This is a genomic window from Actinomyces sp. 2119, from assembly GCF_003591215.1.
Taxonomy (GTDB): Bacteria; Actinomycetota; Actinomycetes; order Actinomycetales; family Actinomycetaceae; genus Actinomyces; species Actinomyces lilanjuaniae.
Window position 1 is genome coordinate 1 of the sequence record NZ_QYRR01000006.1, and the last position, 16,511, is coordinate 16,511.

General features: G+C 67.0%; 9 protein-coding genes. 3 read left to right on the top strand and 6 right to left on the bottom strand.

The features are described 5' to 3' along the window. Positions 1 to 640: 640 nt before the first annotated feature. From D4740_RS08095 to gatC, 4 genes are all read right to left on the bottom strand, one after another. The gene (locus D4740_RS08095; RefSeq protein WP_119836448.1) at positions 641 to 2,029 is read right to left on the bottom strand and encodes an NADP-dependent malic enzyme; all 1,389 of its coding nucleotides are present in this window, start codon (positions 2,027 to 2,029) and stop codon (positions 641 to 643) included. Positions 2,030 to 2,326: 297 nt separating this feature from the next. Next, on the bottom strand, positions 2,327 to 3,823 hold the full coding sequence (gene gatB / locus D4740_RS08100) for an Asp-tRNA(Asn)/Glu-tRNA(Gln) amidotransferase subunit GatB (protein ID WP_119836449.1): 1,497 nt from the start codon (positions 3,821 to 3,823) through the stop codon (positions 2,327 to 2,329). A 70-nt stretch (positions 3,824 to 3,893) separates the two neighbouring features. Continuing rightward, entirely contained in the window at positions 3,894 to 5,417 is a 1,524-nt protein-coding gene (gene gatA, locus D4740_RS08105; RefSeq protein ID WP_119836663.1) for an Asp-tRNA(Asn)/Glu-tRNA(Gln) amidotransferase subunit GatA, read from the bottom strand. 9 nt (positions 5,418 to 5,426) lie between these two features. Then, a complete protein-coding gene (gatC, locus tag D4740_RS08110; RefSeq protein ID WP_119836664.1) occupies positions 5,427 to 5,729 on the bottom strand; it encodes an Asp-tRNA(Asn)/Glu-tRNA(Gln) amidotransferase subunit GatC in 303 nt (100 codons plus the stop codon). Between the two features lie 351 nt (positions 5,730 to 6,080). Here gatC and D4740_RS08115 point away from each other — a divergent pair, with 351 nt between their 5' ends. Beyond that, positions 6,081 to 8,042: a L,D-transpeptidase family protein gene (locus D4740_RS08115; RefSeq protein ID WP_119836450.1), complete on the top strand. Its 1,962-nt coding sequence runs from the start codon at positions 6,081 to 6,083 to the stop codon at positions 8,040 to 8,042. A gap of 22 nt (positions 8,043 to 8,064) precedes the next feature. Here D4740_RS08115 and ligA read toward each other — a convergent pair whose 3' ends face one another. Then, entirely contained in the window at positions 8,065 to 10,494 is a 2,430-nt protein-coding gene (gene ligA / locus D4740_RS08120; protein WP_119836665.1) for an NAD-dependent DNA ligase LigA, read from the bottom strand. A gap of 214 nt (positions 10,495 to 10,708) precedes the next feature. Between ligA and D4740_RS08125 the strand changes: the two genes are divergently transcribed. Both D4740_RS08125 and D4740_RS08130 read left to right on the top strand, forming a co-directional pair. Then, the gene (locus D4740_RS08125; protein ID WP_182911372.1) at positions 10,709 to 14,209 is read left to right on the top strand and encodes an FtsK/SpoIIIE domain-containing protein; all 3,501 of its coding nucleotides are present in this window, start codon (positions 10,709 to 10,711) and stop codon (positions 14,207 to 14,209) included. Between the two features lie 378 nt (positions 14,210 to 14,587). Then, positions 14,588 to 14,836, top strand: a complete 249-nt coding sequence (locus D4740_RS08130) for a WhiB family transcriptional regulator (RefSeq protein ID WP_119836452.1) — start codon at positions 14,588 to 14,590, stop codon at positions 14,834 to 14,836. Between the two features lie 56 nt (positions 14,837 to 14,892). Here the strand turns inward: D4740_RS08130 and D4740_RS08135 are convergent, their stop codons facing one another. After that, positions 14,893 to 16,353, bottom strand: coding sequence for a sensor histidine kinase (locus tag D4740_RS08135; protein ID WP_119836666.1), 1,461 nt, complete (start codon positions 16,351 to 16,353; stop codon positions 14,893 to 14,895). Positions 16,354 to 16,511: the final 158 nt, after the last annotated feature.

A 16,511-nucleotide genomic window follows, 5' to 3' on the forward strand; every position in this document is an offset into this window, starting at 1 on the left:
CACGCACGACCACAACCAGGCACACCCACAGCAGGACAGCCCCACCCAGACAGGCATAAAAGAACAAGACACACTATCGAGATCTCAAACCACACACCCACAACCAGCCACACCACCACCACAACAACAGCAGCAGCACAACCAGCAAGAGCAACCCGAATATAGTAGTTGGGCCAGATCATGTATGTCAACGGGGTATGCGGTGATCCATGCCCCGTATTTGTTGCACCTTCGGTTCCCCGGCTCAAGGCAGCTGCTTACGGCACAGGAGCCGTGCGACGCACAAACCGACACGACCCGAGCACCACCCCAGGACCGCACGCTGCGGACGCGGGTACAAGCCAGCCAAGAGGCACAAGAGGCAGTAGACGGCACCCTAGAAGCGTGCCCCGACCGCAGTCCCGTACTCGGCCGGGACACGGCGACATAGCGTGGCGGCTCCTCCGGGGAACCTCAGACCTACAGCCAGCAGTCCCGCGCACAACCGTGCCCGGGACCACCGGCGGGTCAGGGCCGTACGGAACCACGCAGGCGGGAGACGCTGTAAGCCCGTTTGGATGCGGGCCCTACGCTCGCAGGTCTTGCAGTGCCCAGAACGTTGCCGCCACGGCACAGTGGCGCCTGCGTCAGCACAATGGCGCTACTTCTCCTCAGCAAACCGCCGTACAGCGCTGGCAACAGCCTCAGCCACATGCGTGTCAAACGCCCCGGGTATAATGTATACAGGACTGATCTCGTCAACGTCGACAACAGAGGCGATACCTGTCGCGGCAGCACGAAGCAGGCTCGTAGTGATTTCCGTAATTCCCGTGTCAAGCAGTCCGCGGAACAGGCCCGGGAACGCCAGGACATTGTTAATTTGATTAGGGAAGTCTGAACGTCCGGTCGCCACGACGGCCGCGTAGTTGGCAGCACCTATGGGATCAACCTCCGGAGTGGGGTTAGCCATTGCGAACACAATAGCGTCATCAGCCATGACAGAAAGGTCCTCAGGGTCAAGAAGGTTTCCCGATGACACCCCGATGAACACGTCAGCGCCAACCAGGCCCTCCTTGAGAGTTCCTGTGACCCGACGCGGATTCGTGTTCTCCGCCAGCCACCTGCGATGCTGGTTCATTCCGTCGGTGTCATGCGCAGACAACGCCCCGGTACGGCCGTACCCCACAATATCTGTGGCCCCATGAGCCATGAGCAGCTTGGCGATAGCGCTTCCCGCCGCACCGACGCCCGACAGGACGATGCGTACGTCCTCGATCCTCTTACCCACAACCTTCAGCGCGTTGATCAGCGCTGCTAGGGTCACGATCGCTGTCCCGTGCTGATCGTCGTGGAACACCGGGATATCAAGCTCCTCCCGCAGGCGCTCCTCAATGTCGAAGCACTTGGGGGCCGCAATGTCCTCCAGGTTGATACCGCCGTAGGCGGGCGCAATGGCCTTGACGATGGAGATGATCTCCTCCGGGTCCTTGGTGTCCAGCGCGACCGGCCACGCGTCAACGTTTCCAAACTGCTTGAACAGGACAGCCTTGCCCTCCATGACTGGCATGGCAGCGGACGGACCAATATCACCCATTCCAAGAACAGCCGTGCCGTCCGTCACCACCGCAACGGTATTTTTTTTGATCGTGAGCTTCTGAGCACGTTCGGGGTGGTCGTAGATAGCTTTGCAAACCCGAGCGACCCCTGGAGTGTACACACGCGCAAGGTCGCGGCGGTTATGGATCGGGTAGGTTCCCACTACTTCGATCTTGCCGCCGACGTGAGCCAGGAAGGTCGAGTCTCCGACAGTCTCGACGACGACACCGTCAAGCTCGTCAAGCCTGGCAACCAGGTCACCACGGTGTCTGGAGTCCCGGGTGTCCGCAGTCAGGTCGACGGTCAAGGTGTCGGTACCCGCCTCTGCGACATCCACACCAGTCACGACGGCTCCGGTGGCAGTGGCGGTGTCCACCAGTCGAGCCACTGCCTTCTGGGAAGCAGGAACCTTGAGGTGCAGGGCGACGGTGTAACTAGGGCTAGGCTGAGCCATGTATATTCCTCCGGCAGAGATCCATGCGATCAGGGTCGGCTCAGACCCTATCCCCAAGTCCCCTCATCCCGACAGCCGGGCGACGGCAGCAGACCCAGATAGTGAGACGCCCGCGCTGACTCCGGCTACCCCACAACCGGTCTGTCACGAAACGGGCGTTCCAGCCGCTGCTACGCCACGGAGGGCAACCCCCTGGCTGCTCGGGCTACCCGGTAGTTCTCCTGCCCGTCCGCCTCGGCACCGGGTACCTGAGACAGACGGGTACCTGAGACAGAGAAGCACCGGGTAGGCGGCCCTTCAGCCCTGAGCGCGCTCCATGACCAGCTCACGGACCCGCTTCGCGTCTGCCTGTCCTCTCGTGGCTTTCATCACCGCACCAACGATCGCACCTGCCGCCTGGACCTTTCCACCTCGTATCTTCTCCACGACATCGGGGTGCGCCTCCAACGCAGCGTTGACGGCCTCCAGTAGAGCAGAATCGTCGGAGACAACCTCTAGCCCCCGGGCCGTCGCTACCGTCTCAGGGTCTCCTTCCCCGGCAAGAACGCCCTCTAGGACCTGTCGCGCCAACTTGTCGGTCAGGCGTCCGGAGTCAACCAGCTTCTGCAACTGGGCGACCTGTCCCGGCGTCACCGGCAGCTCTTCCAAGGAAGTATCTGTCTCCTTGGCGACGCGAGACAGCTCTCCCATCCACCACTTACGTGCGGCCTGCCCGCTTGTCCCACTGTGGACAGTAGCCTCGATCAGGTCCACTGCCCCGGCATTGACCACGTCACGCATCTCCGTGTCGCTGAGTGCCCACTCCTGTCGAAGCCGACGCCGCCGCAGCGCTGGCATCTCCGGCAGGCTGGCACGGATCTCCTCCACCCACTCACGAGAGGGCACCACCGGCACAAGATCCGGCTCAGGGAAGTAGCGGTAGTCGTCCGCGTCCGACTTGACTCGTCCCGCTCGTGTCGTGCCGTCCGCCTGGCCGTGCCGGGTCTCCTGGACCACGTTGCCTCCAGCCGCAAGGACGGCCGCCTGCCTCCGGATCTCATAGCGGACGCACTGCTCAATCCCGCGGAAGGTGTTGACGTTCTTGGTCTCCGTACGTACACCCAGGGGGGCGTCAGGTGACTCTCGCAAGGAGACGTTGACGTCTGCCCTCACGTTTCCCAGCTCCATCCGGGCTTCGGAGACGCCTAGTGCCCGGAAGACGTCGCGCAGCGTGCGTACGTAGGCGGCTGCGACCTCTGGCGCCCGCTCACCGGCACCTTCGATGGGGCGGGTGACGATCTCGACCAGCGGCACCCCTGCGCGGTTGTAGTCCACCAGGGAGTACCTGGCACCCTCGATCCGGCCGTCCGCGCCACCGACATGGGTGCTCTTTCCCGCGTCCTCCTCCATGTGCGCCCGCTCGACGGGGACAGTAAAAAGAGTCCCGTCCGGAAGCTCGACCTCCACCGCCCCGTCATAGGCGATCGGCTCATCCGACTGAGAGGTCTGGAAGTTCTTCGACAGATCCGGGTAGAAGTAGTTCTTCCTGGCGAACCGAGACGACCTGGCTATCTGGCACCCCAGGGCCAGCCCGATACGGATCGCGTACTCCACCCCCCGGGCGTTGACCTGGGGCAGCGCGCCGGGAAGCCCTACCGAGGTAGGGGTCACCATTGTGTTCGGCTGGGCACCAAAAACGTTGGGTGCAGCGTCAAACATCTTGGTCTCAGTACCGAGCTCGACATGCACCTCCAGCCCCAGCACCGGGTCGTAACGGCGCACAGCCTCGTCAAAGTCCATCAGCGGGTCGCTCATCAGTCCACCTCAATGCGTCGTGGGTCTTGGTTTGTCCGTCGTGACAGCCCTACCGTCCCTGCTGCCCCTGTCACTGCCCGGCCGCCTCAGCCAAGTCAGGAGCACAGGACAGCAACGACCCGCCCCGCTGCTCGTCAAGCACAGCCTCCAGGACCGCCCCTGCACGGTAGAGACGGTCGTCAGCCCGCTGAGGCGCCAGGAACTGAAAGCCCACAGGCAGTCCGTCACTGCTGAGCCCCGAGGGCAGGCTCATGGCGGGCACTCCGGCCAAGTTGGCTGGAATCGTCGTCACGTCCAGCTTGTACATAGCCAGCGGGTCGTCCTTCTCTCCGAACTTGTAGGCGGTCACCGGCGCGGTGGGCGAGGCCAGGACGTCATAGTCCTCCCAGGCGGAGGCAAAGTCCCGCTGGACGAGTGTGCGCACCTTCTGGGCGCTTCCGTAGTAGGCGTCGTAGTAGCCAGCGGACAGCACGTGCGTCCCCAGGACCACCCGACGCTTGACCTCGTCACCGAAACCTGCTCCTCGAGTCGCTGCCATCACCGTCTCAGCCGTTACCGGCCCCTCTGAGGGCTCAACACGTAGGCCGTACCGCATCCCGTCATAGCGGGCCAGGTTCGACGACGCCTCCGCAGGCATGATCAGGTAGTAGGCGTCAAGCGCGTACTCCAGGTGCGGCAGGGAGACGGCGGAGACCTCCGCACCAGCGTCCTGGAGCAGGTCCAGGGCCGCGTGGAAGGACTTCACGACACCCGGGTGGTACCCCTCGCCCCCATCCAGCTCGGTGATCACCCCCACCCTCAGGCCGGTCAGGTCCCGGCGCTCCTGCGCTGCGCGGACGACCGCGGTCATACCCCGCGGGGCGTCAGGCAACGAGGTGGAGTCCAACGGGTCGTAGGCACCGATGACGTCGTGCAGCAAGGCTGCATCCAGGACGGTACGGGCCATCGGACCCGGCGTGTCCAGGGAGGAGGCCATAGCGATGACCCCGTAGCGGGACACGGTCCCGTAGGTGGGCTTGACACCGACCGTGCCCGTCACTGCTGCAGGCTGGCGGATGGAGCCACCCGTATCGGTCCCAACTGCCAGCGGGGCCTCGAAAGCAGCAACAGCGGCGGCTGAGCCCCCGGAGGAGCCCCCCGGGACACGGCCGAAGTCCCAGGGGTTGGCGGTCCGGCCGAAGGCCGAGTGCTCAGTGGAGCCGCCCATGGCGAACTCGTCCAGGTTCGTCTTGCCCAGTACCGGCATCTGACACTCCCGGACGCGCCGTACCAGGGTGGCGTCATAGGGGGGGACCCAGCCCCGGAGGATTTTCGAGGCAGCGGTAGTGGCCTGACCCCGGGTACAGACAAGGTCCTTGACGGCCACGGGGACACCCGCCAGCTCAGCAGCGGCCCCGCCCTCGCGACGAGCAGCATCGGCAGCGTCAGCCTCCGCAAGCGCCTTGTCTGCGTTGACGTCAAGGAAAGCCCCGAGAAGGTGGTCAACGGCGTCAACCCTGTCCAGGTGCGCCTGGGTCAGCTCCCGGGAGGACACCTCGCCGGAGGCCAAGGCGGCCGCCTGGGTGGCAGCACTAGATCGGAGCAGGGAGGTCATGTCACTCATTCAGGCTGTCTCCTCACCCAGGATCCGAGGAACAAGAAACAGAGAGTCCTCAGCCGTCGGCGCCCCCGCGAGCAGTTCCGCGGCGTCCAGGACGGCCCCGGGGGAGTCCTGCCGCAAGACGTTGGTCAGCGGAACAGGGTGGGAGGTGGCAGGCAGGTCAGCGGTCACCACGCTTGCGACGCGGGCGAAGGAGGATGCGACCGCGTCCAGCTCGTCAGCCAGGCGGTCTACCTCCTCCTCAGTCAGGGCCACACGCGCCAGCTCGGCAACGCGAGCGACCTCATCCTTCGATATAGCAGACATGGGCGTGAGTCTAACGGTGAGGACAGTGGTGGCGCGGCACCTGGCACGGGCACGACGACGAGACGGCGCGGCGGGTGAGGACACCTCGACGGAAACCGAGGAGACAGCCCAGGAGAGACGACTCATACGTAACGTCGCGCACCATACCTCTGCAGCAGACCATAGGTCATGTACCATCTCACAGCACATCACCGGCTCCAGCTGGTTGACATATCAGCCTGGGACGACTGTGATAGTAGAGGATCTTGCTTCAGCACGTTCTGTAGGGACGCACCGGCTACCTACCCGCAGGCACAGGCCGACGCCACACACTCGTGAGCAGCGCCTGCGCTCCGAGGACATAAGGATTCCATGAGCAGCGACACGTTCCCCATCAGCTCCAGGGGCAACGAGGCAGGTGCCTCGGCCGACAAGCTGGCGGTACTGAGCACGCCCTACGGCGAGTCTGCCGGCGTACGCCGCCGCTCCGTGCTGGGTGCGGGAGCCTCGGGCGGACCAGGACCTGCACCAAGGGCATCAGCGGGATCGGAGACGACACGGGCGATACAGTCGGCTCTGCCAGCCAGCATTCCTCCCCGCAACCAGGATGAGCCAAGCGGATACGCCCCCGGGTCGGTCCTTCTCCCGCTGGCAGCCGAGACCTCCGACGCCGTCAGCATGTCAGCAACGACGCCCTCGGAGCCCCTGCAGGCTCCGGCCGACACCTCTCCCGCGCACGGGACTGAGGCGGAAAAGGGCACCGGGGCCGTGGCGACCGTGACGGAGTCGAGTGCTGCTGCCGCAGGATCGGTCCCTGCGCCGGGCGTGGAGGAGGCCCGGGAGGACCCGGTTCCCGCCGCGCTGCCGGACTCCCGCACCTGGGAGGAGTCAGCCTACGCCCCAGCCCCTCGTCGGCGTCGGCTGCCCATGTGGACAGCCGCAGCCTCCTTCCTGCTCCTGCTAGGAGTCGGCACCGCTGCCTACGCCTACGCATCCCACTATGAGGACCACGCCGTACCCGGCACCGTGGTGGCGGGCACCGACCTGTCAGGAAAGACCCGGGAGGAGGTCGTCACCGCTGTCGAGGACCTCACCGCCAAGGCGACAGTCACGGTCTCAGGCGACGTCGAGGTGACTGCCTCCCTGGAGGACCTCGGGGTCTCCGTGGACGCCGAGGCCACCGCTGACGCGGCCATGGCGCGCGGAGACGCCCTGGTCGACCGGTTTCGAGCGCTTGTCAACGACCAGGAGATCGAGGTGGTGACCGCCTCCGATGACCAGGCGCTTGCTGACTACGCAACTTCCCTGATCCCCGAGGATCAGGTCAAGGCGGTCAACGCTACTGTCCTGCTCGAGGAGGACGGGGCGACCTTTACGATCACTCCGTCGTCAGCCGGGACCTCGCTGGACTCCGCCAGCCTGGGCCAGGCAGCCAGAAAGGCAGCGGCGTCGCTGACCCCGACCAGTGTCAGCGTCTCCTTCGACTCCTCCGCTCCTGAGGTCTCAGACTCCCAGGCCCAGGAGGCCGCCGACAAGGCCAACGAGTGGGTCGGCCAGGACATCACCGTCGCCACCGCTGACGGTACCTCCGTGTACACCGCCAGTGCCGTTGAGAAGGCCTCTTGGATCACCGTCACCAACTCCGCGGACGCCGCACCGACCATTGAGGTGGACGCCGCCCAGGTCACCAGTTGGGTGGAGGCGCAGGCTGCCGACGCGGGCTCTGAGCCCGTCAACGGGGAGAGGAACGTCAATTCCGACGGGGAGGTCGTCTCCACACCCGTCGAGGCCGTCGACGGCGAGGACGTGAACAACGCAGCAGAGGTCTCCGACGAGATCGTCCAGGCTCTCGACGACAACCAGGCGTACTCCGGGGCCTTTGAGATGACTGTCGTCGAGGCGACGTGGAGCGAGCGGACCATTGCCGACGGCGCGGAGAAGCTCATCTACCAGGCTGAGCCCGGTGAGAAGTGGATTGACGTGGACCTGGCCAGCCGCACCGTCACCTCCTACGAGGGTGCCACCGTGGTCCGCGGTCCTGTCACGATCGTCGACGGCGCGGAGGAGACCCCCACAGTGACTGGTACCTACCAGATCTACCTGCAGTACGACTCCCAGACGATGGAGGGAGACAACATCGACGGAAGCAGGTACCGCACCGAAGACGTCCCGTGGGTCTCCTACTTCCACAGCGGCTACGCCTTCCACGGAGCCCCTTGGCGCAGTGACTTCGGCTACTCGGCTTCCCACGGCTGCGTCAACATGCCTGTCGAGGAGGCCAAGTGGATCTACGACTGGGTCGACATCGGCACGACCGTGGTCTCCCACTACTGATCCGGGCGCATGACACAGGCGCTCAGGGTGCGGACAGGCCCTTAGGACCATCAGCCAGCAGTCGGGTGAACTCCTCCTCATCCAGGACGGGAACCCCGAGCTTGCGCGCCCGGGTCTCCTTCGCCCCCGCCCTCTCCCCCGCCACGACATAGCTGGTTCGCCGTGACACGCTTCCCGAGGCCTTTCCACCGCGAGCCACAACTGCCTCCTTCGCCTCGTCACGGGTCAACCCGTTCAGAGACCCGGTGATGACAACGGTCAGGCCCTCCAGGACACGGGCCGGGACCTCACGGGCCACCTGCCCCACGTCATCCCGGGCACGCACGCCGGCGGCCTTCCACCGCTGGAGGATCTCGCGGTGCCACTCCACCTCACGCCACTCCACCCAGGAGGCTGCGATCGTCGGCCCAACTCCCTCAACCTCGGCAAGCTGTTCCAGACTGGCCTCGCACAACGCGTCCAATGAGCCGAAACGAGCCGCCAGGGCACGAGCAGACGTCGGTCCGACATGACGGACCGACAGTGCCACAAGGACCCTCCACAGCGGCTGGCTCCGCGACGTCCACAGGTGGGAGAGCATTGCGGTAGCGTTCTTTCCCGGAGCGGTCGGGCGTGTCACCTGCCCCTGGTCACCATAGGACTGCTTGGTCCAGAAGAACCGGCTCAAGCGCCAGTCCCCGGTGGGCTGCCCCCGCCGGGAGACCTCTCGCCAGACAAACACGTCGCGAAGATCGTCCGTCGTCAGGTCGAACAGAGCAGCCTCGCCAGTCAGCACCGGGTCCTGTTGCACAATCCCGGCCTCTTCCAGCAGGGCCGCGACGGCCTCGGTACGCTCGGAGACGTGCATGGTCTCACGGTCATCGGCGTCGAGGCACAGCCTGCCCCCCTCTGTCTCCAGCGCTCCTCCTGCCGCCAGGGCTGCCATCGCCTCAGCCCGCCCCTGGTCAGGCCATGTCAGGGCGATCGCAGCCTCCTCCCCCAGTCCCTCCACGTCAAGTGCCCCTCGGGAACCGATGTGCATCACTCTCTCAGCCAGCTGGGCCGGGCAGGAGCGTGTATTGGGACACCGTAGGTCGACGTCGCCCTCCTTGGCCGGCGCCAGCGGCGTCCCGCAGGAGGGGCAGTCCGTGGGCATGACGAACTCGCGCTCCGAGCCGTCGCGTGCCTCGAGCACGGGCGCCACGATCTCGGGAATGACGTCTCCGGCCTTGCGCACGACGACCAGGTCCCCCACACGCACCCCCTTGCGGAGGACCTCAGTGGAGTTGTGGAGAGTCGCCCGGGACACCGTGGAGCCCGCCACGAGAACAGGCTCCATGATCCCAAAAGGAGTCACGCGACCAGTACGGCCCACCTGGACGTCAATATCCAGCAGACGGGTACGTACCTCCTCCGGGGGGTACTTGTAGGCGGCGGCCCACCTGGGCACGCGCGAGGTCGTGCCCAGCTGGTCCTGGAGTCGACGGTCGTCCACCTTGAAGACGATCCCGTCGATCTCGTGGACGAGGTCGTGCCGACGCTGCGCGTAGCGGTCGATGTAGGCCTCACGCTCCTGCCTGCCCCGGACCACGGCACTGTACTGGGACACCGGCAGCCCCCAGCCGCCCAGGAGGTCGTACCACTCGTGCTGGGTAGTCGGCACCGGTGCTCCGGGTGCCGGAACAACTCTCCCCACACCGTGGACGACCACCGCCAGCGGCCGGGAGGCGGTGACTGCCGGGTTCTTCTGGCGCAGCGAACCAGCAGCGGCGTTGCGCGGGTTGGCAAAGACCTGCAGGAGGGGCAGGCCCTGCTCCTGTCGCCTCAGGTTGGCCGAGCGCCGCTCCTCGTTGAAGGACGCGAAGTCCTGCGTCGGGAAATAGACCTCTCCTCGAACCTCAAGGAGCTCAGGATGGTGGGACCCCGCCAGCACCAGAGGCACCGAGGAGATGGTCCGCACATTGCCGGTCACGTCCTCGCCCGTCGTCCCGTCACCCCGCGTGGCCGCCCGGGTGAGGACGCCGTCGACGTAGGTCAGGGCAACGGCCAAGCCGTCAACCTTCACCTCAGCGGTCATCACCAGGTCCTCGTCGTCAGTACCGGTGTCTGCGCACACGCGCTGGGCCCATTCCTGGACCTCCTCGACAGAGAACACGTCCTGGAGGGAGAACATACGCTGGTGGTGCCGAGCCTGCGCGAAGGTCGTCGTCGGGCGCCCCCCCACGGTCTGCGTCGGGGAGTCAGGCACGACCAGCGCGGGGTGGCTGCGCTCGAGGTCCTCCAGCTCGCGGTACAGGAGGTCGTAGTCCGCGTCAGACAACGGGCTCTGCGCGTCAACCGCGTCGTAGTAGGCGTCACGGGCCTGCTCGACCAGCCGGACAAGCTCGTTCCAGCGCTGGCGTGCGCCAGCCGGGACCGCAGCTACCGGCCCAGGCGCAGACCCGCTCGGGGTGCCAGCCGTGGTGTCGGACACCGGTCCGGCCACGGCCGCCGCCCCGGTCGTGCCTGAGGCGCTGCTGCTAACGGGGGAGGAGTCGTTCATACCCATATCCTCTCCCATGTCTGCCCCGGTCACGCCTACCGCCGGGACACCACAGGTAACAGAAGCAGCATCCTGTGCCCCCCGGGTCCACAACAGCGTCTGCTTCCCGCAGGAGCCGTCCCCGTCAGGAAGCACCCTGGCAGACGTGACCCTTCGACACGCCGCACCGACCCAGACCACCGCAGCCACGACAACAACCACAGCCTCCCACGCGCACAAGGAACCGGATACGCGGTACCGGCAGCCTGCTGTCCGCGCCGCCCGCAGCTCGCTGGCCTCCCCCTGGCACCTGGCGGTACTGACAGGACCTGACACGGGGCTGGTCGTACCAGTAGACGGCCACGTGGTCCTCGGGCGAGACGGAGTGCTGTCAGACCCCCTGGTCTCCCGTCACCACCTGTCCCTGCGTGCACGCCCGGGCGGGGTGGACGCCCACGACGTCGGCTCGGCCAACGGCTCCTGGCACCGGCCTCCCCGAGGACGCTGGCGGCGGCTGCACGGGCACAGCCGTCTCAGAGAGGGGTCCCGGCTACACCTGGGCGACTCAGTCCTCGAGCTGCGGCACCGCCCTACCAGCCTCCTGGTCGCGACCCCGCCACGCCCCCAGGCAGGCGCCTACCGCCGAGCCCTTGCTACGGTCCTGGTCTGCCTCCTGCCGGTGGCGGCACTGGCCCTGGTCTCCACCCACTCGGGGCAGGTACCAGGCACCTTCAGGCTGATAGCGGCTGTGCCTGTCATAGCTATGCTCGCCGTGCGGCTGGCCCTGGCCTCGCAGGACCAGACCTCACGGCACCGCGCCAGCACCCGTCCTGCTCCTACCCACCGGGGCTGTCCACGACGTGACAGACCTGGTTGGAGCCGACACCGCCCCGATCCCTCGACCATGCTGCTTGCCGTGGCAGCCCGCTCCTTCGATCCCCGCCCCTCTGACGCTGGCACGGGCGTGCAGCCGCCTTCTGATCAGGAGGGGGAGGAGCAGCGGGCCTGGACCGGCAAGGCCCGCAGGAGACAGGTCCTGTCGCTGGACAGCGGGGACCGGCTAGCCCTGACCGGGGACTACGCCCACGACACTCTACGGTGGTGGTGTAGCCAGGTCCTGGCTCGTCAGCAGGCTCGAGTGCTCCTGACCGATACAGGCGCGCGGCTGCTGTGGGGCCCCGCGAACCGCCCGAGGGAGGCGATGATCCTGGTCTGCCCACACGGCTCCGTGCCACCGCAGGCACTCAGCGTCAGGGCCGGGTCGTCTACGGCCCCCACCTGCTCACGTACCTGGTGGGAGGCCGTGTGCACCCTGGGGGCAGTCACCTGGCAGGCAGGCGGCTCGGGAGACAGGGATGGCGCGCTGCCGGAGCAGGTCGTCCTCAGCGAACTGCTTGACGACCTCGACCCCGCTGACGTCTCCGAGTCCTGGAAGCGTCAGGAACGACTGACAGCCACAGGCCAGGGGACGCCCCGCCTGGAGGCCGTCCTCGGCGTGGGAGCGGACGGTCCTGTCCGCGCCGACCTGGTCGAGCACGGCCCCCACGCCCTGCTTGCAGGCACGACCGGCTCAGGAAAGTCCGAGCTCCTGGTCTCCTGGCTGCTGCAGCTGGCGCTGGGCACCAGCCCCGCCCGGCTGACGCTGGTCCTCGTCGACTACAAGGGGGGTGCCGCCTTCGGCCTGCTGGCCAGCCTGCCACACACGGCGGGCGTCCTCACTGACCTGGACCCCGCGGGCACTCAGCGGGCACTGTCCTCCCTCCAGGCCGAGGTCCGACGCAGGGAACGGCTCCTGTCCTCGCACGCGGCCAAGGACATCCTCTCCCTGCCCCCACGGATCAGGGTCCCCCGCCTGGTCATCGCCATTGACGAGTTTGCCACGCTGGCTGCTAGCCATACCGACGTCCTGGACACCCTGGTGCGCCTAGCCGCCCAGGGACGCAGCCTCGGCATCCACCTCATCCTGGCCACACAGCGACCTCAGGGAGCCGTGTCCCCGACAATCCGTACCAACACAGCGCTGCGAGCGTGCCTACGCGTCCTGGACTCGGCTGACTCCCGGGACGTCCTGGGCCACGAGGGCGCCGCCCACCTGCCACGCCATCCCGGTCGGGTGCTCGTCCACGGGACGCACGCACCCGACTCAGAGGTCCTCCAGGCTCCCTGGTGCGGGACCGAGGAACAGGTTGCGTCGCTGGTAGGACTTGTGGCCGCGTCCGCGCAGGGCCACGAAGCCGCCTGGAGACCGTGGGCAGCACCTCTACCAGCGCGCGTGGACCGGGACCAGGCCCTCTCCCTCGCCGCACCCCGCAGGACGTACGCCCTCCCCCAGTCCCGCCACCAGGACACGACCGCGGCGCAGGCCCCCGAACAGGCCCCGACCATCCTGCTGGGGCTCACCGACCTGCCGGAGGAGCAGAGTCTCGGGTTGTGGTACTGGGACAGCCAGCGCCCGCTTATGGTCCTAGGCTCACCTGGGTCAGGACGTACCACGACCTTGCTCAGCGCCGCCACAGCCGCCCTGGAGGCCGACCTACCCGTCCACCTGTGCCTGTCCCGGTCACCACGCCCCCAGTCCTCCAAGACAGCAGCACCTCCCTGCGGAACAGTCGACCAGGTGTGGTCCGCGCTGGAGCCAGCACCTGACGGACTGGGTACCGTTGTCGGGGCCGAGGATCCCCGGCGCCTGGCCCGGCTGTGGTCCCTGGCTGCCTCCGGGTCGCTGGCCGGGAGCCTGCTGTGCCTAGACGACGTTGACGCCCTGGTGCCTGCTGTCGACGAGGCCCTTGGTCCCGGCGAGGGCTACAGCCTGCTGGAGACGCTGGTCCGGACCGCCCCAGGCACTGGTACCTGCCTGCTGCTGACTGCTCCCCTGGCTGCGGCCTCCTCCCGCTGGGGCTGCGCCATCGGACTGAGGCTGGTTCTTGGGGCGTATCGCAACGACCAGGCGGCTCAGGCCTGTCTTCCGCGCGCAGTGGTCACCGGCAGCGGCCCAGGCCGGGGTATCGTCCTAGACGGCTCCGGTACCGCTGCGTGCCAGGTGGTCCTCCCTCCGAGCCCGACCTCACAGCGCTCACGCCCTCGCCCTCGCCGTAACAGCCAAGCCGGTCCTGCCGTGCCCCGGCTGGAGCCGCTTCCGCGGCTCGTCCCCGCTGCCAGCGTGGCCCCCGGAACCTGGGCGATAGGAGGTGACGACGCCTCTCCCGTCCCCGTGCCACGGGGCACCAGCGTGCTGGTCGTCGGCCCTCCCAGGTCCGGACGCACCGCGACGCTCGCCGCGCTTGAGCACGCCCTCACCGGTCCTGTTCACGTGTATGACGACCTCGACCTGGCTCCGCACGAGGAAGTGTCCGCAGCAGAGTACGTACTCGGATGCGGAGGCACCGTCCTGGCCTCGGCGGCGACAGACCGAGCGGCCTGCGCCTACCGAGGCGTGCTGGCGACTCTGCGGGAACGCGCCGCCGTCGTCGTGCTGTGGCCGGGAATCGGTCCGGGGAACCAGGTCGCCGGGCTGCCGCTGCGCCCAGCCACGGATCCCCGGGCGCTGTCCCTTCCCGGGCGCGGTGTCCTTGTCCACCGTGGCACCGCCACACCGCTGCAGGTGGTCGCCCCGTTCCCGTGCGAGCAGCCGGGCCCAGCAGCCAACGGAGCAGCGCAATATACCTGACGTGCCTGCCATCCACATGTAGCAACCACGACCGGCTGTGCTGCCGAGGTACGCCCACGAGCCACCCGGCAGAACACGGCCCCACGCAGGTACCACAGTGCTCCTGCCGCCATGATTCGCACGGCCAGGAATCGCTCACAACCACAGCGTTCGTGAACGTACGAAACATCGCCTGTGAGGATCACGACACTGTCTCGGCACAGGTCTCACCACTGGGCTCTTGCTCGTTTCCTAACCACATGTGAAGGTAGTGCGCGTACGTGGACACCGTCCCTCCGACCAGCGTCGCGGGTTATGTCCGGGCCACATCGAACTGGAGGGCCAGGAACTGACGCGGAGACCTTGGACCGTTGACAAGAGACCTTGAAGGGGGCACTCATGGACTGGCGTAGCCGGGCTGCATGTCTGACTGTCGACCCCGAACTCTTCTTCCCTGTCGGCAACACAGGTCCAGCCATTGCCCAGATCGCGCGAGCCAAGGAGGTCTGCGCCCGCTGTGAGGTCGTGGACACCTGCCTGAAGTGGGCGCTGGAGAACGGTCAGGACGCAGGTGTCTGGGGCGGGATGAGCGAGGACGAACGCCGCTCCCTCAAGCGGAGGGCTGCACGCGCACGCCGCTCCTCCTGACACTGCCTCCTAGTGTCTCGGCTCAGGTACGGCCAGGCAGGACAGGACAGGACAGACTAGGCCCCGCTCAGCCTCGCTCTGACGAGCACGTCCGTGCCTCGGCCTCCCGCAGCGGGCAGCCACTCGATCGACCCGCGTAGTTCGCCGCGCACCAGGGTGGTGACAATGCGGGTTCCCAGTCCGGTCATGAGGGTGCCAGGCCGTACCCCGGCCCCGTTGTCTGTCACGTGAACTTCCAGCGTGTCCCCGTCGCGCTCGGCGTGGACACAGACCTCTCCGTCACCGCCCTCAAGGCCGTGCTCGACCGCGTTGGTCACCAGCTCGGCGAGCACAGTCGCCAGAGCCTGGGCCGCGCTGGCTCCCACAGAGCCAAAGGACCCCTGGACACGAGTCTCGACCCTGCTGGTAGGGCTGGCGACCGCAGCGGCCATCCGCAGGATCGAGGAGAGTATCTCGTCAAGCTCCAGGTGCTCGTCGGCGCTGTGGCTCAAGGCGTCATGAACAGTGGCGATGGTCGTCACGCGCCTCTCCGCCTCTGACAGGGCGTGGCGCGTCTCCTCGTTGGAGGCGCGCCGCGCCTGCATGCGCAGCAGCGCGGACACCGTCTGAAGATTATTCTTGACCCGGTGGTGCACCTCGCGGATCGTCGCGTCCTTACTGAGGAGGGCCTGCTCACGACGGCGCACCTCGGTGATGTCGCGGACCAGGAGGACAGCCCCGGCCCTCCTACCCTGCAGGGTCAGCGGGATAGAGCGCAGCGACAGGAAGACGCCACCGGCCTCTACCTCCGTGAGCCACGCCTGACGCCCCATGAGCACCACCGCAAGAGTCTCATCGACCTGCGTGCGTGCCGGAATGATGGACGTGACCGCCTCCGCCAGCAGCACTCCTCCCAGGTCTCCCTTGATACCGAGACGGTAGAAGCAGGAGCGCCCGTTAGGACTGGCATAGAGCACCGTCCCGTCCTCACCCAGGTGGACCACACCGTCAGCCACGCGCGGAGTGCCGTGACGGATAGTCGTGCCGGCGCCGGTGAGCGGGAAGGTCCCCTCAGCCACCATCTGGCACAGGAGATCAGCCAGCCTCTCCATTTCCCGGTCCACGATACGACCGCCCCGGATCACCCCCACCGACATCTCACGGGTGACGACCGCGACAGGAGTGCCCGCGCGAACCACAGGGACATACTCCTCCTGGACCGCAGCCGTCCCGGTCCAGTACGGTTCGGTGGCGACTTGGACCTCCCCGCTGGTCAAGGCCTGTTCTGCCATCACCTCACGGGAGGCGGGCATACGCCGACCGATCACGTCCTCAAGGTGGACGGTGGCGCCCCCGGAGGGCCGGGTATGGCCGACGGCAACAAAAGGGCCGGTACGCGTACGCACCCACAGCACCAGGTCACAGGTGGACAGGTCCGCAACGACCTGCCAGTCGGCAACCAGCTGGTGGATCCAGTCCAGGTCGGCGTCGGACAGGTCTGCGATACCACGAAGGGCTGCGGGGAGAAAAATCGGCACCTTCTCAGGATATCGCCTCCCTGGGACACCGACCCCACCCACCTCGGCATCACCGCTGCGGTCCTGCACGTGGTCGGCCCCGGCCCGCGCGCGCCTGACACAAGACCTCAGCACGCTGTCCTAGTCCCACGAGATCCCGCGAGGTCCCGCGAGCACCC

Bases quoted from the DNA above. Each gene is read 5' to 3' on its own strand.
- D4740_RS08095 (WP_119836448.1), bottom strand. From the start codon at position 2,029: ATGGCTCAGCCTAGCCCTAGTTACACCGTCGCCCTGCACCTCAAGGTT.
- gatB (WP_119836449.1), bottom strand. From the start codon at position 3,823: ATGAGCGACCCGCTGATGGACTTTGACGAGGCTGTGCGCCGTTACGAC.
- gatA (WP_119836663.1), bottom strand. From the start codon at position 5,417: ATGACCTCCCTGCTCCGATCTAGTGCTGCCACCCAGGCGGCCGCCTTG.
- gatC (WP_119836664.1), bottom strand. From the start codon at position 5,729: ATGTCTGCTATATCGAAGGATGAGGTCGCTCGCGTTGCCGAGCTGGCG.
- D4740_RS08115 (WP_119836450.1), top strand. From the start codon at position 6,081: ATGAGCAGCGACACGTTCCCCATCAGCTCCAGGGGCAACGAGGCAGGT.
- D4740_RS08130 (WP_119836452.1), top strand. From the start codon at position 14,588: ATGGACTGGCGTAGCCGGGCTGCATGTCTGACTGTCGACCCCGAACTC.